The 20042-nt window shown below is 68.6% G+C and carries 17 protein-coding genes; 11 read left to right on the forward strand and 6 right to left on the reverse strand.

Annotated features, from left to right (window positions below; translation table 11 throughout):
• Positions 1-97 precede the first annotated feature (97 nt).
• Positions 98-1090 (forward strand): fimbrial protein, encoded by a 993-nt coding sequence (locus tag ACXI0U_RS26685; RefSeq protein ID WP_479551046.1) that lies wholly within the window; start codon positions 98-100, stop codon positions 1088-1090.
• Between the two features lie 4 nt (positions 1091-1094).
• Here ACXI0U_RS26685 and ACXI0U_RS26690 read toward each other — a convergent pair whose 3' ends face one another.
• Positions 1095-1565, reverse strand: a complete 471-nt coding sequence (locus tag ACXI0U_RS26690; RefSeq protein WP_374979667.1) for an Lrp/AsnC family transcriptional regulator — start codon at positions 1563-1565, stop codon at positions 1095-1097.
• A 772-nt stretch (positions 1566-2337) separates the two neighbouring features.
• On the opposite strand from ACXI0U_RS26690, the gene ACXI0U_RS26695 reads away from it, so the two are divergent.
• A complete protein-coding gene (locus tag ACXI0U_RS26695) occupies positions 2338-3333 on the forward strand; it encodes a fimbrial protein (RefSeq protein WP_479551047.1) in 996 nt (331 codons plus the stop codon).
• Between the two features lie 6 nt (positions 3334-3339).
• On the opposite strand, the gene ACXI0U_RS26700 is transcribed toward ACXI0U_RS26695, so the two are convergent.
• Positions 3340-4374: an AraC family transcriptional regulator gene (locus ACXI0U_RS26700; RefSeq protein WP_479551048.1), complete on the reverse strand. Its 1035-nt coding sequence runs from the start codon at positions 4372-4374 to the stop codon at positions 3340-3342.
• A gap of 8 nt (positions 4375-4382) precedes the next feature.
• On the reverse strand, positions 4383-5300 hold the full coding sequence (locus tag ACXI0U_RS26705; RefSeq protein WP_184488516.1) for a GGDEF domain-containing protein: 918 nt from the start codon (positions 5298-5300) through the stop codon (positions 4383-4385).
• 402 nt (positions 5301-5702) lie between these two features.
• Here ACXI0U_RS26705 and ACXI0U_RS26710 point away from each other — a divergent pair, with 402 nt between their 5' ends.
• The 6 genes from ACXI0U_RS26710 to ACXI0U_RS26735 all read left to right on the forward strand — a co-directional run bounded on the left by ACXI0U_RS26710 (position 5703) and on the right by ACXI0U_RS26735 (position 14252).
• Complete coding sequence (locus ACXI0U_RS26710) at positions 5703-8231, forward strand: TonB-dependent receptor (RefSeq protein ID WP_479551049.1); 2529 nt, start codon at positions 5703-5705, stop codon at positions 8229-8231.
• A 55-nt stretch (positions 8232-8286) separates the two neighbouring features.
• Positions 8287-10215: a phytase gene (locus tag ACXI0U_RS26715; protein WP_479551050.1), complete on the forward strand. Its 1929-nt coding sequence runs from the start codon at positions 8287-8289 to the stop codon at positions 10213-10215.
• 72 nt (positions 10216-10287) lie between these two features.
• Positions 10288-10989, forward strand: a complete 702-nt coding sequence (tolQ, locus tag ACXI0U_RS26720; RefSeq protein WP_479551051.1) for a protein TolQ — start codon at positions 10288-10290, stop codon at positions 10987-10989.
• Between the two features lie 8 nt (positions 10990-10997).
• Positions 10998-11444, forward strand: coding sequence for a protein TolR (gene tolR, locus ACXI0U_RS26725; RefSeq protein WP_021221553.1), 447 nt, complete (start codon positions 10998-11000; stop codon positions 11442-11444).
• Positions 11441-12256: an energy transducer TonB gene (locus tag ACXI0U_RS26730; RefSeq protein ID WP_479551052.1), complete on the forward strand. Its 816-nt coding sequence runs from the start codon at positions 11441-11443 to the stop codon at positions 12254-12256. Before tolR ends, ACXI0U_RS26730 begins: the two co-directional genes overlap by 4 nt.
• 37 nt (positions 12257-12293) lie before the next feature.
• Positions 12294-14252, forward strand: a complete 1959-nt coding sequence (locus tag ACXI0U_RS26735) for a PhoX family protein (protein WP_479551053.1) — start codon at positions 12294-12296, stop codon at positions 14250-14252.
• 359 nt (positions 14253-14611) lie between these two features.
• Here the strand turns inward: ACXI0U_RS26735 and ACXI0U_RS26740 are convergent, their stop codons facing one another.
• Positions 14612-15190, reverse strand: a complete 579-nt coding sequence (locus tag ACXI0U_RS26740) for a hypothetical protein (RefSeq protein WP_479551054.1) — start codon at positions 15188-15190, stop codon at positions 14612-14614.
• Positions 15191-15565: 375 nt separating this feature from the next.
• On the opposite strand from ACXI0U_RS26740, the gene ACXI0U_RS26745 reads away from it, so the two are divergent.
• Both ACXI0U_RS26745 and ACXI0U_RS26750 read left to right on the forward strand, forming a co-directional pair.
• Entirely contained in the window at positions 15566-16765 is a 1200-nt protein-coding gene (locus ACXI0U_RS26745; protein WP_184488524.1) for a GGDEF domain-containing protein, read from the forward strand.
• Positions 16766-16917: 152 nt separating this feature from the next.
• Entirely contained in the window at positions 16918-17688 is a 771-nt protein-coding gene (locus ACXI0U_RS26750) for a COG4705 family protein (protein ID WP_479551055.1), read from the forward strand.
• Here ACXI0U_RS26750 and ACXI0U_RS26755 read toward each other — a convergent pair.
• Both ACXI0U_RS26755 and ACXI0U_RS26760 read right to left on the reverse strand, forming a co-directional pair.
• Positions 17679-17999 carry a DUF2388 domain-containing protein gene (locus tag ACXI0U_RS26755; RefSeq protein ID WP_479551056.1) on the reverse strand — a complete coding sequence of 107 codons (321 nt, stop codon included), beginning with the start codon at positions 17997-17999 and terminating at the stop codon, positions 17679-17681. The two genes, ACXI0U_RS26750 and ACXI0U_RS26755, sit on opposite strands and share 10 nt — an antisense overlap.
• 22 nt (positions 18000-18021) lie before the next feature.
• Positions 18022-18543, reverse strand: a complete 522-nt coding sequence (locus ACXI0U_RS26760; protein ID WP_111259532.1) for a tetratricopeptide repeat protein — start codon at positions 18541-18543, stop codon at positions 18022-18024.
• A 192-nt stretch (positions 18544-18735) separates the two neighbouring features.
• Between ACXI0U_RS26760 and ACXI0U_RS26765 the strand changes: the two genes are divergently transcribed.
• Positions 18736-20025, forward strand: coding sequence for an NAD(P)/FAD-dependent oxidoreductase (locus ACXI0U_RS26765; RefSeq protein ID WP_479551057.1), 1290 nt, complete (start codon positions 18736-18738; stop codon positions 20023-20025).
• Positions 20026-20042 lie beyond the last annotated feature (17 nt).

Below are 20042 nucleotides of genomic sequence, written 5' to 3' on the forward strand. Positions count from 1 at the left end.
ACAAGTCTTCCAACACGGCAAGACGCGCGCGGGCCGGGCGAAGATATCGATCGGCGATCATCTGAGCCTTCGAAACCGAAACACCGGGAGATGCCTCATGCACGCTGGGCTCGTTCGTTCATTCATTCTCTTCTTCTCGATACTGGTGATCAGCCAGCAGCCTGCCTGGGCGGTCACGGCCTATTGCAAGAGGACTGCCGAGGCGCCGCCGACCACGGCGCCCCTGCCAACGGAACTGGTGGTGCCGCGCGACGCGGCGAACGGCCTCGTGCTGTTCGATACCCAGCGCTGGATCCAGGGCGGCAAGGCGGACGTCAACTGCGGCGGGTTCCTGCAGCACGGCGACCTCTGGCTGCGCCGCGGCTTTACCAGTGGGGCGAGCGTTGCGGGGCATGCGAACGTCTACCCCAGCGGCGTGCCGGGCATCGGCATCCGCGTGGCCTGGTCGCGGAACGCGACGACGTTGCCGGCGCAGATGAGCGGCGGTGAGTTCATGAACTCGCCGCGCAAGACGGATGCGCTGGCCTGGGGGCACTACACCCCCGCGAGCAACTGGTGGATCCAATTGGTGAAGACCGGGCCGATTTCCAGTGGCACCTACAGCATCCCGGCAGTGGAAGTGCATTACCACGACGAGCGCACCAACTCCCTGCGTTTCCCCGCCATCGCCATCGCCTTCCAGGCGCGCAGTTGCCGGCTGGTCGAAGGCACTGTCCTCACCCGCACCCTGCACAAGACCTGGCTCAAGGATTTTTCCGGCATCGGCAGCACCGCCTGGCCGCTCGACGTCAGCATCGCCCTGGAATGCGATCCCGACCTCGACATCGCCTACCGTCTCGATGGCTTGAACCATGATGCGTCGACCCTGAAGAACAGTGCGGGACTCGCCATGGCACGTGGCGTAGGGGTGCAGTTGACCGACTTGCAGGGCCTCCCGCTGTCGCTCGGCAGCGAGTACCCGCTCGGGCGCAGCGCGATGGGCGAAAAGAGAGTGCGGATCCCACTGATGGCCCGCTACCGCCAAGTGGCGGAGACGGTGACCCCCGGCCAGGTGGTCGCCATGGCCACGCTGACCCTGTTCTACCGCTGATCGCTCAGGCCGGGCCCGGCAATGGCTGGCCCCGGTCGATCTTGCAACTGAGGATGATCGAGGTGGTGGTACGTTCCACGCCCTCGACATTGCCGATCTCGTCCAGCAGCAGGTCGAGCCGCTCCGGTGACTCGGCCCGCAGCCAGGCCACGTAGTCGAACTCCCCGCTCACGGTGCACAGCAACTGCACCTCGGCCATGCCGGTCAGACGGCGCAGCACGTCCTTGCCGCTGCGCGGCCGCACGGTGATGCCCACATAGGCCTGCAGACCCCCCTCCGCCACCCGCTGGCCCAGGCGGACCCCATAGCCGCTGATTACCCCGCTGCGCTCCAGGCGTGCCAGGCGCGAGTTCACCGTGGTGCGCGCGATGCCCAGGCGGCGGGCGAGGGTGGCGACGCTTTCCCGGGCGTTGATCTGCAGGGCGGCGATCAACTGGCGGTCGGTTTCGTCGAGAAAGGCGGGTGCATCTGGCATGGCGAGGCTTCGGGCGGGTCAGGGGATGACAAGGCTACCCGAATCGCGGGGGATGTCACGGTGCCGACGCACGCACCACGGGCGGTCCGGGGTGAATGGCACCGGCACATCCGCTGTTCGGCACCACGCTGGAGTCTTGGGGCGGCAGCCGTGCCCTTGGCGGGATTGTCATGACCGCGTCCTGGCCTAGGCACAGCCAGGGTACGGTGAGCCCCCCCACAGAGGTACCGCCTGCCTGATAACGGGGCGGGCATTGTCCTCTAGAGGTGTGTGGCTACGTGCCAAGGGGAGCAGGCCTACCCGGTAAACGGTGAGCTTTACGCGTGGCCCGACATCGGAAGGCTTGGCGGGCCGATAAAATCCTCGCCCCTTCTCCTTCTCCATCGGTCATCCGGATGAACCACATCGCATACGGCGAACTGGCGGGCGCTCTGGAACTCCTGCCGATCGCGAACTTCGTGTGGGGGACCACCCCACGGGATCGACAGGGACGAACCAACTGCCGACGGCCCTGTACGTGCTGCGGGGCGCCGCGTCTGGACGCGTGTTCTACGGCATCAACAGCCGGTGGATGGGCGGCCGCGTCACCTGTTTCGTGCTGGCTGCGCCCTGGGCGGCACCACCACCGGGCGGCCGGCAACCGCGCGCTTTGCAGCGTGTTTATGAAGCCAACGCTCGAGGTCTCGGCACTGCAGCGATGCCACCTGTTGCGTCGGGTATTGATCAACGGCGTGCAGGGCGGCGCGCCGTGGCACATGGGGAGGTGGACATCGTGAGCGCACAATCCAAGTACCAGCCGAGGCGTGCGGTGCTCGCCTTGCTCAGCCTCGGCCTGCTGTTGGGCACCCTGCACTCGGACGCCTGGGGCTGCACCCTCAAGCGCAAGGGCGAGACGCGTTTTCCCATCCCGTCGACCCTGAACCTCAGCCGCGACCTGCCCATTGGCAGCGTCATCTACGACACCAATGGCTGGATCGGAACGGGGGATGCCTACGTCGAGTGCATGCAGCTCTACCCGCACTACCAGGGGGCCGGCTTCATCTCCAGCCCTGCCGAGGTCAAGGTTCCTGGCAAGAGCGACGTCTACGCCTCCGCCCTGGCTGGCGTCGGCGTCCGCGTTGCGTGGTCTCCAAGCACGAATACACCGAGCCAGATGGAGGGCGGGAGAATGATGCGCGGCGAACGTACCCGAACGTCCATCCCGCGGGACCACTACGCCCCCGCCCAGCGTTTCTGGGTCCAACTGATCAAGACCGGTCCGATTCAGTCGGGCACCTTCGCCATGCCCCAGGTCCGGATCTACTACGACGACGAACTGACCAACGAACTGGTCTTCCTCCCGGTCCCGGTCGTGGTCACCCAGCGCGGCTGCCAGGTGCTCAACCCCTCGATCGAAGTGCCCCTGCCCACAGCCAACCAGCACCACTTCGATGGTGTGGGCAGCTCGGCCCGGCCGTTTGCGTTCGACATCAAGCTCAAGTGCGACCCGGACATCAAGGTCTCCTACCAGCTGGATGGGCTGACGGCCGCCGCTTCAGTGCTCAAGAACGTGATAGGCCCGAACATGGCCCAGGGCATCGGCGTGCAATTGCTCAAGGGCGATGGTGCGACGCCCCTGGCGCTGGGCGTCAAGACCCACCCCCTGAACACGGGCACAGCTGGCGGCCCCAGCATGATTTCGCTGATCGCCCGCTACTACCAGCTCGAGCCTACGGTCAGACCGGGCCAGGTGCTGACCGCCGCCACGCTCACCCTGTTCTACGAATAACGCCCCTCAAGCCCCGAACAGCTGGCGCAGTGCGCTGGGAGAAAGCCCCGTCCAGCGCCTGAGCGAGCGGCGGAAGTTGGTGCTGTCGTGGAAGTGCAGGTACGCCGCCACCTCGTCGTTGCCGTAGCCCTTGATGCGGTAGAGGTAGAGCGCCACGTGCTTGCGCACCAGGTCGCGCTGCTCCTGGTAGTGCGTGCCGTGCTTGGCCAGCTTGCGCTTGAAGGTGGCCGGGCTCATGGCGAAGGCCAGGGCCGCGTCCTCCAGCACCGGCGCCTCGCGCACCCGCTCCAGCAGCCAGCCGTAGAGCCGGTCCAGCAGGCTGGCGCGATGGCCCAGCGCCGCCAGGTGGCGCGCGCATTCCTGGCGTGCGACCTGGCCGGCGGTCTGCGACGCTTCCGGCAGCGCCCGGGTCAGCCAGGCGCGCGGCACCTGCATGGCATCCACGTGCTGGTCGAAGCGCACCTCGTCCCCCAGGTGCACCCAGTACTGCTCGATGCAGCGCGGCTGGCCATGGGCGAAGTGGTAGCGCCACGGCAGCCGCTCCCCGCCCAGGCGCCGGCACAGCGCTGCCACTGCCGCCATGCTCGCCTCCAGCAAGAAGCGCCGGTGTTCCCCCGCCCCGCAGGCGTCCACCCAGTAAAGCCAGGCGTCCTGCTCGTCCAGCACCAGCCGGGGCGCCAGCAACGGCGTCAGCAGCGCGCGCTGGCGGATTAGCTGCCCCAGCGCATCCTGCAGGTGCTCGGCATGCAGCAGGGTGTGGCTGGCGGCGCCGTAGTGGCCGGGCAGCAGCCGCTGGCCGAAGAGAAAGGCCGTGTCATCAGCGGCCAGCAGACGCCGGGCATTGCCGATCAGCCCGAGGAACTGCTGCGGGCTGACGAGCTGGCCGCCGGCGAGGATGTCCTCGTAGAACAGGCCGGTCCCCCGCAGCAGGCGGTGGCTGTCGATCCCCCGCGAGAGCGCCAGGTCGATCAGCACCGCCGGCTGGCCATGGGCCGGAATGAAGCGGCTGTCGCACTCGTACCAGTCACCCCTGATGGTCATCGCGCACCTCAGGCACTGTGGGCCAGGCGCGGCGAGCGGGCCTTTGCCAGGGCCAGGTTGAGCCGTTGCAGCAGCGCCTCGGGGCTCTCGTCCAGGGCCATCGCCACCGCCGTGCTGGCGCGCAGTTGCAGGCGCTCGCCGTGCTGGCGGGTGCGGTGGGCGAAGTGCATCACCGCTTCGCCCAGCTCGGTGGCCAACTGGTGCGCCTGGCGCTCGCCGGTGTTCGGCAGCAGCACCACGAAGCGGTCGCCGGCCAGGCGGCAGAGCAGGTCCTGGCGGCGCAGGTTGAGCAGCAGCAACTGCGTCAGCGCCAGCAGCAGGTGGTCGCCTTCGTCGTGGCCGAAGCGGTCGTTGACCTGGCTGAAGTCATCGATGTCGAGGATCACCAGCGACAGCGGCTGGCCGTTCGCGGCGGCCTCGCCCAGGCCCAGCTCCAGCTGGCGGCGCAGGTAGTCGGCGTCGCCCAGCGGGGTGAGCGTGTCGAACTGGCGGTGCTCGCGGAACAGCCGCTCGCGCTTCTCCATCTGCGCGCTGATGGCCAGCTGTTCGCGGTGCCAGTGGTAGATGCCCAGGGTCAGCAGCACCAGGCCGATGGGCATGGGCACCGACTCCAGCCAATGGTCCCAGTGCACCGTGTCGGGCATGCGGATGAACTCGTCGAGGCTGTCGATCCACCAGGAGAAGAACACCCCGGCCAACCCCAGCACCAGCAGGTTGGTGACCCGCCCGGCGGGCCGGCTTTTCAGCACCAGGCCGATCCACACCAGGGCCAGCAGCGCCGAGCCACCCTCGCCGAGGATGTCCAGCCAGACCCACTCCGACGTCGCCTTCAGGTCGCCCACCGCCAGGTGCAGCAGCAGACCGATATTGGCCGCCAGGAACAGCGCGGTGAGCTTGAGGCGATGCAGCTTGAGCAGGGAGGTCATGGCGCTGTCCGGGAGGTTCGACCGGGCCAGCAGAGCAGATGATTGTGACGGCGAAGTTGCAGCGCCGGAGCGGGGTGGAAGGGTCGGATCGGCTCAGGGCAGGTGCGGTGTTTTTCAGGTTTCGGAGTGCTTTATGTAGGGGCGAATTCATTCGCCCAGCAGCCCGCAGGGCTGCCTCTGCGGGGCCTGCAAGCAGGGGCCCGGCGGGCGAATGAGTTCGCCCCTACGGCGGCTCTGGAGGGTCCTATCAGCTCAAAACCCCAGGGTTACCCCCGCAAAACCCTGCCATTCCGGCCCTATGCCGTTGTCCTGTCACAGAAGCTTCATCCGCGCTGCCTAGCGTCCGCTCCCACATTGCCGGGCCATTTGCCTGGCCTGGAACCAAACCTGGGGAGAGCATTCATGTACAAGCGCAGCACCGCCGCCCGGCTCGCGGGCTTCACCTTCAGCGCGCTGACCCTGGCCATGGCCGGCGTCGCGCTGGCCGCCGACGAGGGCGCCGCCGGCGCCACCGAGCACGTCGAGGTGGTCGGCCAGGCCGTGAGCATCGACAAGGCCCTGAAGGAGCAGCGCGCCTCCGACAGCGTGGAAAGCATGGTGCATGCCGACGGCGTCGCCCAGCTGCCGGACCAGAACGCCGCCGAAGCGGTGCAGCGCCTGCCCGGCGTCTCGGTGGAGCGCGACCAGGGCGAAGGCCGCTTCGTTAGCGTGCGCGGCCTGGGCCCGGACCTGAACAGCGTCACCATCAACGGCACCCTGGTACCGGCCCCGGAAAGCGACCGCCGCGCCGTGGCCCTGGACGTGCTGCCCGCCGAACTGGTGCAGTCGCTCACCGTGATCAAGACCCTCACCCCGGACATGGACGCCAACTCCCTCGGCGGCACCGTCGACGTGGAGAGCCTTTCCGCCTTCGACCACGAGGGGCTGTTCTACACCGGCAGCACCGAAGCCAGCTACGACGAGAACACCGACAAGACCAGCCCCAAGTTCTCCGGCGCCATCAGCGACCGCTTCAGCCTCGGCGACGGCATCGACAACTTCGGCGTGGCCGCTGCCCTGAGCTGGCAGGAGCGCAAGTTCGGCTCCGACAACGTCGAGACCGGCGGCGCCTGGGACTTCGAAGACGGCGCCCGCCTGGAGGAGCTGGAGCAGCGCGACTATGCCATCACCCGCGAGCGCGCCGGCGGCGGCCTCAACTTCGACTACAAGCCCGACGACGTTTCCAGCTACTACCTGCGCACCCTCTACAGCCGCTACAAGGACAGCGAGACGCGCAACGCCGCCGGCATCGAATTCGATGACGCGCGCCTGCCGGGCGAAACCGGTGACGGCGAGGGTTACCGCGAGCTGAAGGACCGCGAGGAAACCCAGGAGATCCAGTCCTACGTCTTCGGCGGCGAACGCATGATGGGCCTCTGGACCCTGAGCGGGCAGGCTGGCTACAGCCAATCCAGCGAAGACAGCCCCGGCCACATCGCCGGTGCCACCTTCGAAGGCATCCGCGACTTCACCGGCACCGGCTTCGACGACAGCAAGAAGCCGCGCCTGAACGTCGAGAACGGCTTCTACGACCCGGCCAACTTCGCCCTCGACCAGGTCGACTGGGAAAAGCAGAACACCGAGGACACCGAGAAGAACATCCGCCTGGACCTCGCCCGCGACTACGACCTCTCCGGCTACGCCGCCCAGGCCAAGTTCGGCGGCAAGCTCAGCCGCCGCGACAAGACCAACGACCTGGAAGCCTGGACCTACGAGGACCTGGATAACTTCTTCAGCGACGAACAGCTCAACCTCGGCCAGTTCCAGAAGGGCAACGTGCACTACACCCTCGACCGCTTCGGCCCCGGCATCAGCGCCAGCGCCATCAAGGGCCTGCTCGGCCAGCTCAACGCCGCCGACTTCTACAACGAGGAAGAGTCGCGGGTGAACGACTTCGACATGAGCGAAGACATCAACGCCGCCTACCTCATGAACACCCTGGACGTGGATGATTGGCGCTTCATCGCCGGCATGCGCTACGAGGGCACCGAGTTCGAAGCCAAGGGCACCGGCATCCGCGATGGCGACTACGAGAGCATCGAGCGCAAGCGCGACTACCACCACTGGCTGCCCGGCCTGCACGCGCGCTACCAGATCGACAAGGACACCCAGCTGCGCGCCGCCTGGACCAAGTCCGTGGTGCGCCCGACCTTCGGCCAACTGGCCCCGGGCTTCGTCATCGACGGCGACGAAGCCAGCTTCGGCAACCCCGACCTGTCGCCCCTGGAGTCGACCAACTACGACTTCGGCATCGAGCACTACCTGGGCCGCGCCGGGGTGGTTTCGGCCTTCGTCTTCTACAAGGACATCCAGAACTTCGTCTACAACACCGACCTGGCCGGCACCGGCGACTGGGCGACCTTCGACGAAGCCAACACCTTCGCCAACGGCGACAGCGCCAAGCTCTACGGCCTGGAACTGGCCTACTCGCAGAAATTCGACTGGCTGCCCGCCCCCTGGAACGGCCTGCTGCTGGGCGCCAACGCCACCTTCAGCCGCTCCGACGCCAGCATCGAGGGTTTCGACCAGGCCAGCGGCCGCACCCTCAAGCGCGACATCGACCTGCCCAACCAGTCCGACACCGTCGGCAACCTGATGCTGGGCTGGGAGAACGACAAGCTCAGCCTGCGCCTCTCGGCCAACTACAAGTCCGACTACCTCTACGAAGTGGCCCCGGTGGGCGACCGCCAGCACGACCTGCACGTGGATGCGCAGACCTTCGTCGACTTCAGCGCCCGCTACTTCCTGACGAAGGAGCTGCAGCTGTCCTTCGAGGCGCAGAACCTCACCGACGAGAGCTACTACGTCTACACCGGCAGCCGCAGCTACAACGCCCAGTACGAGGAATACGGCCCGACCTACACCCTCGGCCTGACCTTCACCCACTTCTGATCGCCGCGCCCTCCCACCGGGGAGGGCGCTCCCCCGCATCGCCTGGAACCGCCCGATGACCCACACCCGCACCCGCAATCCCCTGCTGCTCGCGGCCCTGCTCGGCCTGGCCGCCTGCCAGCCGCAGCCGGCCGCCGAAGCCCAGGCCCCGCAACTGGCCCTCAGCCCCTGGGGCGCCTCGGCCAAGGTCAAGGCCGAAGACCTGCGCCAGCTGCCCGGCTCCGCCATGCGCCTGGCCGCCAGCGAGCGCAACGGCCTGCTCCTGCTGGACGGCGAAGGCCAGGAGCTGGCGCGCCTGCCCGGCTCCTTCTCCAGCCTCGACCTGCGCAGCGCCGGCCCCAAGGGCCTGATTGCCGCCAGCCTCGACAACGCCACCCAGCAGGCCACCCTGGTGAGCCTGGATACCGACACCCATCGCTGGGGCCGCACGCTGCAACTGCCGGCCCGTGACTACGCCGTGGCCGGGCTCTGCCTGTACCGCGACGACGCCCGCAACCTCTACCTGTTCCTGGTGGGCGAAGACGGCCACGGCGAGCAGTGGCTGGTGGGTGCCGGCGAGCGCCTCAACGCCGAAGCCCGCCATGTGCGCGGCCTGGCCCTGCCGCCGGCCGCCGAGTACTGCCAGGTGGACGACGCCGCCAACCGCCTGTTCGTCAACGAAGAGAACGTCGGCCTCTGGGCCTACCCGGCCCACCCGGAAGCCGACAGCGCCCGCGTGCCGGTGGACCTGGTCGCCCCCTTCGGCGGCCTGGCGAAAAGCGCCGGCGCCATGGCCGTGGTCCCCGGCGGCCTGCTGGCGCTGGACCCTGGCGCCGCCCGCCTGCACCTCTACCAGCAGCAGGGCGAGGCCTGGAAAGCCGTGGCCAGCCTGGCGCTCCCCGGCCTGGAAGAGCCCGAACGCATCGCCGTCGCCACCAGTGCCCAGGGCACCGACCTGCTGGTGCAGGACGACGCCAGCGGGCGCCTGTACCAGGGCCGCCTGGACTGGCAGGCGCAGCCCGTGGCCCTGCCGCCCGTGCTGCCCAGCGTCGCCTCCCTGCGCCAGAGCGAGCCGGTGGGCCGCCAGGGCGACGCGGCGGACGACCCGGCCATCTGGGTCAACCCCAACGACCCGGCCGCCAGCCGCGTGCTCGGCACCAACAAGAAGCAGGGTCTGCTGGTCTACGGCCTCGACGGCCAACTGCTGCAGGAGCTGCCGGTGGGCCGCCTGAACAACGTCGACGTGCGCCCCGGCTTTGCCCTCGGCGGCCAGCGGGTCGACCTGGCGGTGGCCAGCAACCGCGACACCAACAGCCTCAGCCTGTTCGCCATCGACCGCGCCACGGGCGAGGTGAAACCGGCCGGCGAGGTGCGCACCCCGCTCAAGGAGATCTACGGCATCTGCCTGTTCCAGCCGGCCTCCGGCGAGCTCTACGCCTTCGCCAACGGCAAGGACGGGCGCTTCCTGCAATACCGCCTGGACGGCGCCAGCGGCGCGGCGAGCGGGCAACTGGTGCGCGAGTTCCGCGTCGACAGCCAGCCCGAGGGCTGTGTCGCCGACGACCAGCGCCAGCGCCTGTTCATCGGTGAGGAAGACGTCGGCGTCTGGGCCCTGGACGCCCGCGCCGACGCCCCCGCCGACCTCAAGTCGGTGATGAAGGTGGGCGAGACGCTGCACGCCGACGTCGAGGGCTTGGGCCTGTACCAGAGCGACGCCCGCGACTACCTGGTGATCTCCAGCCAGGGCAACGACAGCTACGTGGTGCTCGACGCCGAGCCGCCCTTCGCCCTGCGCGGTGCCTTCCGCGTCGGCCTCAACGCCGCGGCCGGCATCGACGGCGCCTCGGAGACCGACGGCCTGGAAGTCACCTCCGCTAACCTCGGCGGCCCCTGGAGCCAGGGAATGCTGGTGGTGCAGGACGGCCGCAAGCGCATGCCCGAGCAGACGCAGAACTTCAAGTTCGTGCCCTGGGCCGAGGTGGCCCGGACCCTGGGCCTGCACTGAGCTGTCATCAACCCGTCATCGCCGCGTAATCGAATAGGGCCCTGCGGGGCCCGGCAACACGAGGAACCAACCATGCACGCAACATTGGAACAGATGACCGTCTGGGGCCTGATCAGCGACGCCAGCCTGCTGGTGAAAGGGGTGATGGCGATCCTGCTGCTCGCCTCCCTGTTCAGCTGGTACCTGATCGTCCAGCGCGGCGCCCTGCTGGCGCGCGTCGAGCGCCAGGCCAAGGCCTTCCAGGCGCGCTTCCGTGGCACCGCCGACCTCACCCAGCTGCAGCGCCGCGACGACGCGGACGAGGACGCCGCCCTGGAGCGCATCTTCCTGGCCGGCTACCAGGAGTTCGCCCAGCTGCGCCGCGAGCCGGGCATTGCCCCGGAGATGGTGGTGGACGGTGTCGAGCGCGCCCTCTATGTCGCCATCGCCGAGCAGGAAGAGCGCCTGGAGAGGGGCCTCACCTTCCTCGCCACCGTCGGTTCGGTCAGCCCCTACATCGGCCTGTTCGGCACCGTGTGGGGGATCATGAATTCCTTCATCGGCCTGTCCCAGGTGCAGCAGGCGACCCTCTCCACCGTCGCTCCGGGCATCGCCGAAGCGCTGATCGCCACCGCCATCGGCCTGTTCGCCGCCATCCCCGCGGTGATCGCCTATAACCGCTTCTCGGCCCGCGCCCAGGGCCTGGTGGCGCGCTACTACGCCTTCGGCAACGAGCTGCAGGGCCGCCTGCAACGTCGCCTGGCCGGCGCCAACCCCGTCGCCGCCGCGGCCTGAGGTGCAGCATGCTCGTCCGTCCCCAGCGCAAGCACGGCCCCAAGGCCGAAATGAACGTGGTGCCCTACATCGACGTGATGCTGGTGCTGCTGGTGATCTTCATGGTCACCGCACCGATGCTCACCCAGGGCGTGAAGATCGAACTGCCCAAGGTGGCCAGCGAGGCGCTGCCCCGTGACAGCCAGCAACGCATCCTCACCCTCTCGGTGAAGGCCGACGGCGGCTACTACTGGAACCTGGGCACGGAGCTGGACACCGAAAGCCAGACCGACAGCGCCGTGGCCCTTGAGGAGATGACCGCCAAGGTGGGCGCGTTGATCGCCGAGCGCGGCGACACCCAGGTGTACATCCGCGCCGACCAGGACGCCGGCTACGGCAAGGTGGTGGCAGCCATGGCCGCGCTGCAGCAGGGCGGGGTGGCCAACCTGGGGCTGATCACCGAGGCGCCGCAATGAGCGCGATGGTCATGAGCGATGCGCCTCTTTCCCGCCTGTCGCTGCCCAGTGCCCGCGCCTGGCGCAACGCCTTCGCCGCCGGCTGCGCCCTGGCCCTGCACCTGGGCGTGCTGGCGCTGCTGATGGCCGGCTGGGCCCCCGAGCGTCCCGCCGAGCCGGCCCAGCGGGTGCTCACCACCCAACTGATCAGCCTGCCTGCGCCAGCCCCCGAACCGGTTCCCGCGCCGGTGCAGCCGGCTGTCGCGGAAGCCGCCCCGGTGGAACCGCTACCGACGCCCGTCGAGCCGGTGCCGCCGCAGGTGGACCCGCGAATCGAGCAGCGCAAGCTGGAGCAGGCCGCCCTGGCCCGCAAGCGCGTGGAAGAACAGCAGCGCCAGGAGCAGGTGCAGCAGGAAACCCGGCGCCGCGAGCAGCAGCGCCTGGAAGCCGAGCGCGTCGCCGCGGCTGCCGAGCAACAGCGCCAGCTGGAACTGGCGCGCCAGGCGGAACAGCAACGCCAGGCCGCCGAGCGCGCCCGCCAGGCCGAAGCCGCCGCCAACAGCCGCCAGTACCTGCCCATCGCCAAGGAGGCGCCGGACTACCCCCAGCGCGCCCTCGACAAGGGCATCCAGGGCGACTGCACGGTGGAGTACCGGGTCAACCCGCAAGGCCGCGTCGAGGACCCGCAGGTGGTGGGCGACTGTCACCCGCTGTTCATCCGCCCGTCACTGGTCGCGGCGCAGACTTTCCGCTACCAGCCGCGCCTCGAGAACGGCCAACCCGTGACCGTGCCCGGCGTGCGCAACACCTTCCACTACCGCATCGAACGCTGAGCGCGGAGCGCCGGCGCATAACCAGAAGAGAACCGTGATGACCCAGGATTTCGACGCCTTCCACGCCGCACTCGCCGCCCATGACGACGTGGCCATCAACCCCAGCGGCAACCGCAGCCTGGACCAGATGGTGGACGCCGGCCGCCGCAACGTGCTCAAGGGCGGCCTGGCCATGGCCGCCCTGGGCTTCTTCGGCGGCGGCATCAGCGCCTGCCGCGCGGTGGCCGACGGCGGCCTGCTGGGCTTCAAGGGCGTGCCCCAGCAGTTCGATGCCAAGTTCGACAAGGTGATAGTCGCCGACGGCTACAGCGCCACGCCGTTCTTCTCCTGGGGCGATGCGGTGCTGGCCGATGCGCCGGCCTTCAAGGGCGATGCCAGCGAAACCTGGGAAGACCAGCTCAAGCAGGCCGGCGACAACCACGATGGCATGCACTTCTTCCCCTTCCCGGACGCGCCCAACGACCACGGCCTGCTGGTGATCAACCACGAGTACATCAACCCCACGCTGCACAGCGCCGGCATCGTCTTCGTCGAGGGCAAGCGCAAGGCGGAGGACGTGAAGAAGGAGCAGGCGGCCCATGGCGTCAGCGTCATCGAGGTGAAGAAGGACGGCGACGGTCATTGGCAGCGGGTCGCCGGCTCGCGCTACAACCGCCGCATCTCCACCCTCACGCCCATGCAGCTCACCGGCCCGCTGGCTGGCAACGCCGCGATGAAGACCGCTTCCGACCCCAGCGGCCTGGAGGTGATCGGCACCCTCAACAACTGCTCCATGGGCGTGACCCCCTGGGGCACCTACCTCGCCTGCGAGGAGAACTGGCACAACTACTTCATCAACCGCGACCCGGCCGACTATGCCCAGCGCGTGTCCCACAAGCGCTACGGCATCGCCAAGGAGGGGGTGAGCAAGAACTACGGCTGGGAAACCGCCGACGCCCGCTTCGACGCCACGCCCTACCGCGACCAGCCCCACGACGGCCATGTGCAGGAACCCAACCGCTTCGGCTGGGTGGTGGAGATCGACCCCTTCGACCCCACCAGCACGCCGAAGAAGCGCACCGCCGTCGGCCGCTTCTGCCGCGAGTGCTCCACCCTGTCCCTCGGCAAGGACGGGCGCATGGCCTACTACTACGGCGACGACACCAAGGGCGAGTACATCTACAAGTTCGTGCCCAGCGGCCGCTTCGACGCCGCCAACCCCAAGGCCGCCCGCGACCTGCTGGACGAGGGCACCCTCTACGTTGCCCGCTTCGACGATGACGGCAAGGGCCAGTGGCTGGCCCTGGTGCACGGCCAGAACGGCCTCACCGCCGAGAACGGCTTCGCCAGCCAGGCCGAGGTGCTGCTCAACGCCCGCGCCGCTGGCGACATACTCGGCGCAACGCCCATGGACCGCCCCGAGTGGGTGGCCGCCCACCCGGAGACCCGTGAGGTCTACGTCACCCTCACCAACAACGACGACCGTGGCAGCAAGAAACCGGTGAACGCCGCCAACCCGCGCCCGCACAACCTGCATGGGCAGATCCTGCGCTGGAACGAGGCAGGCGGCGATCCCACCGCGACTTCGTTCCAGTGGGAGATCTTCCTCCTCGCCGGCGAACCCCAGGGTGCCAAGGACGACAAGGGCCAGGCGGTGCCGGCCAACCTGATCGGCACCATCAACGGCGACGCCTTCTCCTCCCCGGACGGCCTGGCCTTCGACCCCGCCGGCCGCCTATGGATCGAGACCGATTTCGACGACATCGAGCCGGCCATGGCGCGCATCGGCTGCAACCAGCTGCTCTGCGCCGACCCCAAGACCCGTGAGGTGCGCCGCTTCCTGGTCGGCCCGCGTGGCTGCGAACTCACCGGCATCACCTTCACCCCGGACGGCCGCAGCATGTGGGTGAACATCCAGCACCCCGGCATCAGCTACCCCGCCAGCGACGGCAAGAGCCGCCCGCGCTCCACCACCGTGCTCATCACCAAGAACGACGGCGGCGTCATCGGCAGTTGATGCACGCGATGATGAACCGCTCTTCGTAGGTTGGCGCCGAGCGCAGCGAGGCTCAACGATGCGGGCTCGACTCCGCGCGTTGGGCCTCGTACCTCGGCCCAACCTACGGGGTGCATGACGCCGGCTCTCGTAGGAGCGAGCTCTGCTCGCGAAGCTTGGCGACGCCGAGGTGGCGGGTTTCACCCGCCCTACAAGGGGCCCGGAACCTCCGATGCCGGGCCGCTCTCCGTAGGTTGGCGCCGAGCGCAGCGAGGCCCAACGATGTCGGGCTCGACTCCGCGCGTTGGGCCTCGTACCTCGGCCCAACCTACGGGGTGCATGACGCCGCTCTCGTAGGTCGGGTGGAACCCGACGCTCCGCTATGGCTTCGGCGGCCGCCTGTGCACGCCGGCTAGCACCTTGTCGGCGAAGGCGGCGGGGCCGCGTACTTCGAGGTAATGCACCTGCTCGCCATCGGGGATGAAGAACACCTGGTAGGGCTTGCCGTCCTGGCTGGTGCGCCAGGCGAAGAGCTCGATGCCGTCGATGCGGTAGGGCGTGAGGCTGGCCTTGTCGCCGCACAGGTCCATGGCCTGGCGCATGGCGAACACCCATTCCCGGGCCTCGGGCGTGGCGGCGCTGTCATCGCCGAACAGCAGGCGCACCTGTTGCGCCGGGGTGCCCAGGCCGGCATTGCCCAGCTCCTGCTGCGTCATCGGATGGTGGGCGAGGCTGTGGCCGCCGGGGTAGCGGGCGATCAGCAGATCACCGCTGTGCAGCAGCAGCTCGGGCTGCTCCACCAGGCCCAGTTGCAGTTTCTCCTTGCCCGCCAGCACCAGCGGCAGGCCCGTCGCCTTGGCGGCGGTCAGTTCCTGTTGCGGGGCAGGGCGATAGTCGCAGCCCTGGGCCAGGGCGTTCGAGCCAATCACCAGCAGGGCCAGCGGCAGCAGGCGTTTCATCGTCGTCATCCATGCGTCTGTGAGGCGGCGAGCTTAGCAGCGCAGCGGAACCCCGGGTGCGCCACCGTTATCGTGCTCAAGCCGAGTGGTACAGGGCGGCCAGTTCATCGGCGAAGGCTTCGAAGGCGGTCCGCACCGGCTGGCTCGGCTACCCATCGGATGCGGCATTCAGTCGCGCCTTCAGCGTTTCAACGGCATGGCGCCAGGGGGGCGAGGCGGCGCCTGGCGACCAGCGGTATGGCCTGAAACCCGCACAAGGATTGATACAGGGAGGGTTGGCGCTGGTGGCGCCGTGCCATACTTTCGCCAAGTCGGCTTTGTATGGGCGATCCCCTGGAAGCTGTTTACCTGAGGGTGCGGGAGGTGAGGTCAGGGATGGATAAGGTCCAGCTGTTGCTCAGCCACTACGCCGAGAGCCGTTACACGCGGCAGCTCAACAAAGGCTTTGGATGGCTGCGTTTCGAGCCCGAACTGGAGGCGGAGTACCGCATCTCCAATTACCGGGCCTTTCGCAACACGCGCATCGGGGCCATTTCGATCCTGCTGCTGGCGCTGCTGTTTTTTCTCGGTGTCGATGTCTTCTACGCCCTGCGCCATTACGACGCGACGCTGACCCCGGCGATCTTCGCCATGCGCCTGGTGGCCCTGGCCGGGATCATGCTCTCGGCCACCATGGTGCTGCAGGGCAACGACCGCAGTGCCGGGGCCTTCTGGGTGCCCTGCGCGATATTCGTCATCAGCGCCACGACGCTGGCCAGCACCATCCTCTACATGCAGGTGCTGGACGACGTGGGCATGCCGTTCAACATCGACGGCATGATCCTGGTGCTGATCGCCATCTTCTTTCCCGTGGGCTACAGCTACTGGGGCTCGGTGGTGTGCGCGGTGATCACCTTCATCGCCATGCTGGTGCTGATCCCGCTCTACCTGCCGGAAGGCTACCTCGACGACTTCGTCGCGCTGTCCATCTACCCGCTGGTCGCCATGTGCTTCACCGGCATGTCGCGCTACTTCCAGGAGTCGGCCACGCGGCGCCAGTTCCTCACCCGCGCGGCGCTCAAGGAGCTGGCCGACAGCGACAGCCTGACCGGCCTGTGCAACCGGCGCATGTTCGAGATCCTGCTGGATCGCTCCCTGCGTGAAAGCCAGCGCGAGCGCCATTGCCTGGGGCTGATGCTGGTGGATGTGGACTTCTTCAAACGCTACAACGACCTCTATGGCCACCCGGCCGGGGACGCGGTGCTCAAAGCGGTGGCCGAAGCCCTGCAGAGCACGCCCCGGCGCTCCCTGGACTTCGCCGCGCGGCTCGGTGGCGAGGAGTTCGCCCTGGTGTTCTGCGACCTGGTGCCGGTGTTCGCCGAGCGGGTGGCGGAAGAGGTGCGCCGGCGCATCGAGGGGCTGGCCATTCCCCACGAGGGCTCCAGCATCGGCCCGGTGCTGACCGTCAGCGTCGGCATGGCCCTGAGCCAGCCCGGCGACACCCGTGACAGCCTCTACAAACGGGCGGACGAGGCGCTCTACACCTCGAAAGGGGAGGGCCGCAACCGCGCGACCCTGGCCGCCGAAGTGGGCTGAGCCCCTCGGGTGATGTTTTTTTCATCCTTCCTTCACCGCGTTTTCACTCCTTCCCGGTCACTCTCGCCTCGCGCTGGGCAGACCGGGTCCGTGTCCGCGCAGAGGGCTGCATCCATCAGGCAGCCACATCCGTGCGGGCCCCGGGAGTCGTGATGAATAAATTGCCCCAGATCACCCTGGCCTTCTGGATCATGAAGATCTGCGCCACCACCCTGGGCGAGACCGCCGGGGACCTGCTGTCGATGACCCTGGACGTCGGCTACGCCATCAGCTCGCTGATCCTCATCAGCGCCTTCTTCGCCACCCTGCTCACGCAGCTGGCGAGCAAGCGCTACAACCCGCTGGTGTACTGGGCGGTGATCCTCTCCACCAGCACCGCCGGCACCACCATGTCGGACTTCATGGACCGCACCCTGGGCCTGGGCTACGCCACCGGCTCGGCGATCCTGGTGGGCATCCTGCTGTGCATCTTCGCGCTGTGGCGGGTCACCGAGGGGTCGCTGTCGGTGGACCGCATCCGTTCGCGGCGCGGCGAGCTGTTCTACTGGGGCGCGATCCTCTTCTCCAACACACTGGGCACGGCGCTGGGCGACTTCCTCGCCGATGACTCCGGGCTCGGCTTCGCCGGTGGCGCCTTGCTGATCGGCGGTGCGCTGGCCATCGTGGTCGCCGCCCACTACCTGACGCGCCTCTCCACCGTGCTGCTGTTCTGGCTGGCCTTCGTGCTCACCCGGCCCTTCGGCGCGACCCTGGGCGACGTGCTGACCAAGACCCACGAGAAGGGCGGGCTGGACTTCGGCACCGTCGGCTCGTCCCTGGTGCTGGGCGGCGTGCTGCTGATGCTGGTGGTGTACGCGACCTGGGTGCAGCGCCAGCGCGCCGCCTACGCAGAGCTGCCGCTGGCGCGTTCGCCTCAGCGATAGGCCGAGGCGGCGAGGGCGCGGGCTAGGCTCATGTCGTCGGTGCCCGCCGTCGCGGGCTGTTGGTGCAGGGCCTGCAGCGCCTGTTCCAGTTGCGCGCCACGGATGCGCCCATCGCTGGCGACGAAGGCCGCCGCGTCGTCGCGGGCCAGCGCATAGGCGCCCGGCTCGCGCCCCTCCCGGCTGAGGTTGCGGGTGGTGGCGGGGGCGAAGGTGGTGGCCGCGCTGCTGCTGAGCAGCCAGGAGCCGGCGCCTTCGTCGGCCATGGCGGCTGCGGGCAGGGCCAGCAGCATCAGGCAGAACGGGATGCGCATGATTCGTCCTTGATCGCGGGGTTCAGGGCAGGCTCTTGAGGGCTGCGCAGCTGGCCTCGTAACGCTGGCCGCAGGCGGCCTGGTAGAGGCGCCGGGCCTGGTCCGGGTCGCGCGGCACACCCTGTTCGCCCTTGAGGTAGAGGCTGCCGAGCACGTGCTGGGCCATCGGGTTGCCGGCGGCGGCGGACTGGTTGAGGTACTTCAGCATCGCCTGCTGGTTGGCGTAGGCCGGGTCGTTGCGCCCGGTGTAGAGGTAGGCGAGGCTCACCGCCGCCATGGCGTGGCCCTGGTCGGCGGCACGCTTCCACCAGAATTCGGCCTGCTTGAGGTCCGCCGGCTTGCTCACGAAGAAGTGGCTGCCGAGCTGGAACTGGGCTTCCAGGTCGCCGCGCTCGGCGTTGGTGCGCAGCAGCTCCAGGGGCGTGGGCTGGTCCTGCACTTGGTTGGGCAGGCGCTGCGGCGGTGCTTCGGGCTTGGGCTGGTCATGGCTGCAGCCGGCCAGCAGGGCCAGGGCGCAGAGCGCTGCCAGGGTTGTCGCTTTCATCCGTTCACTCCTGCCGCCGCGAGGGCTCGCGGCTCGATGGTTCTTACCGGCTTATCGGACAACAGCTTTTGCCTCGGGTGCAACGCCATCCTGTGAGCCGGTCGTGATCGTCGGCATCTCGCCGCTTGGCTTTGTGAAATTTCAATGCTAGATTTTCATGAAATTTATCAATAAGAATTTCATGAGGCTCGCATGTTCAAGCAATCCGCCCAGCATGTCGGCACCTTCTACGCCGCCACCTACCCCTGTTCCATTCCGCTGCGCCCGCGCCTGCAGGGCAGCCTGGACAGCGATGTGCTGATCATCGGCGCCGGCTTCAGCGGCCTGCACACTGCGTTGCGCCTGGCCCTGGCCGGCAAGCGCGTGGTGCTGCTGGAAGCCAGCCGCGTGGCCTGGGCGGCCTCCGGACGCAATGGCGGGCAGGCGCTGCTGGGCTGGTCCTGCGATATGCCGCCGCTGGAGAAGGCCCTGGGGCAGGAGCGCACCCGCCGCCTCTGGGACAGCATGCGCTGGGCTGCGGGCGAGATGCGCGAGTTGCCCCAGCGCCACGGTTTCGACGTCGACTACCGCGTGGGCAGCCTGTGGACGGCGGTGCTGGAGCGCCGCGTCGAACTGCTGCGCGAGGCTCAGCGCGACGCCGAGCGGAAGTGGGGCTACGACGCCATGCGCCTGATCGAGCGCGACGAGCTGCCGGAGTGGATCGCCAGCCCGCGCTACAAGGCCGCGCTCTATGACCCGGAAGCCGCCCACCTCAACCCGCTGAAGCTGGCCCAGGGCCTGGCCGCCGCCATCGAAGCCGCCGGCGGGCGCATCTTCGAGCAGAGCCAGGTGCTGGAATACCGCGAGACGCCGGCCGGCTACGTGGCGCGCACCCCCGAGGGCGAGGTGCGTGGCGACGTGCTGGTGCTGGCCTGTAACGCCTACGTCGACGGCCTCGACCGCCAGCTGTCCTCGCGCCTGCTGCCGGTGGGCTCCTACCAGGTGGCCACCGCGCCGCTGGACCCGGAGCTGGCGCGCTCGCTGCTGCCGAAGAACAGCTGCGTGATCGACAACCAGTTCGTGCCCGACTACTTCCGCCTCACCCCCGACCACCGCCTGCTGTTCGGTGGCGGCTGCACCTATCTGGGCGGCCTGCCCAAGGACGTGCCGGCGGCCACCCGGCCCTACCTGGAGCGCGTGTTCCCGCAGCTCAAGGGCGTGCAGATCGACTACGGCTGGGGCGGCCATATCGACGTGACCATGAAGCGCACCCCCGACATCGGCCGCCAGGGCCAGCGCTACTGGCTGCAGGGCTTCTCCGGCCACGGCATCCTGCCGACCCTGGCCGGCGCCCGCGCGGTGGCCGACGCCATCCTCGGCGACGAGCAGCTGCTGGCGCTCTACCAGGGCCTGGACAACCCGCGCTTCCCCGGCGGCTCGCTGCTGGCCGCACCGCTGGAAGCCGCCGGCAAAGCCTGGTATCGCTTGCGCGACCTGGCCTGACGCCGGCACCGAAGGAG

The sequence above is a fragment of the Pseudomonas sp. C9D1 genome (genome assembly GCF_056491235.1).

What these genes read in the sequence shown, in the direction of transcription:
- ACXI0U_RS26730 (WP_479551052.1), top strand. Translation starts at nt 11,441, where the DNA reads ATGAGCGCGATGGTCATGAGCGATGCGCCTCTTTCCCGCCTGTCGCTG.
- ACXI0U_RS26740 (WP_479551054.1), bottom strand. Translation starts at nt 15,190, where the DNA reads ATGAAACGCCTGCTGCCGCTGGCCCTGCTGGTGATTGGCTCGAACGCC.
- ACXI0U_RS26760 (WP_111259532.1), bottom strand. Translation starts at nt 18,543, where the DNA reads ATGAAAGCGACAACCCTGGCAGCGCTCTGCGCCCTGGCCCTGCTGGCC.
- ACXI0U_RS26735 (WP_479551053.1), top strand. Translation starts at nt 12,294, where the DNA reads ATGACCCAGGATTTCGACGCCTTCCACGCCGCACTCGCCGCCCATGAC.
- ACXI0U_RS26755 (WP_479551056.1), bottom strand. Translation starts at nt 17,999, where the DNA reads ATGCGCATCCCGTTCTGCCTGATGCTGCTGGCCCTGCCCGCAGCCGCC.
- ACXI0U_RS26765 (WP_479551057.1), top strand. Translation starts at nt 18,736, where the DNA reads ATGTTCAAGCAATCCGCCCAGCATGTCGGCACCTTCTACGCCGCCACC.
- ACXI0U_RS26685 (WP_479551046.1), top strand. Translation starts at nt 98, where the DNA reads ATGCACGCTGGGCTCGTTCGTTCATTCATTCTCTTCTTCTCGATACTG.
- ACXI0U_RS26710 (WP_479551049.1), top strand. Translation starts at nt 5,703, where the DNA reads ATGTACAAGCGCAGCACCGCCGCCCGGCTCGCGGGCTTCACCTTCAGC.
- tolR (WP_021221553.1), top strand. Translation starts at nt 10,998, where the DNA reads ATGCTCGTCCGTCCCCAGCGCAAGCACGGCCCCAAGGCCGAAATGAAC.
- ACXI0U_RS26700 (WP_479551048.1), bottom strand. Translation starts at nt 4,374, where the DNA reads ATGACCATCAGGGGTGACTGGTACGAGTGCGACAGCCGCTTCATTCCG.
- ACXI0U_RS26745 (WP_184488524.1), top strand. Translation starts at nt 15,566, where the DNA reads ATGGATAAGGTCCAGCTGTTGCTCAGCCACTACGCCGAGAGCCGTTAC.
- ACXI0U_RS26750 (WP_479551055.1), top strand. Translation starts at nt 16,918, where the DNA reads ATGAATAAATTGCCCCAGATCACCCTGGCCTTCTGGATCATGAAGATC.
- ACXI0U_RS26715 (WP_479551050.1), top strand. Translation starts at nt 8,287, where the DNA reads ATGACCCACACCCGCACCCGCAATCCCCTGCTGCTCGCGGCCCTGCTC.
- ACXI0U_RS26705 (WP_184488516.1), bottom strand. Translation starts at nt 5,300, where the DNA reads ATGACCTCCCTGCTCAAGCTGCATCGCCTCAAGCTCACCGCGCTGTTC.
- ACXI0U_RS26690 (WP_374979667.1), bottom strand. Translation starts at nt 1,565, where the DNA reads ATGCCAGATGCACCCGCCTTTCTCGACGAAACCGACCGCCAGTTGATC.
- tolQ (WP_479551051.1), top strand. Translation starts at nt 10,288, where the DNA reads ATGCACGCAACATTGGAACAGATGACCGTCTGGGGCCTGATCAGCGAC.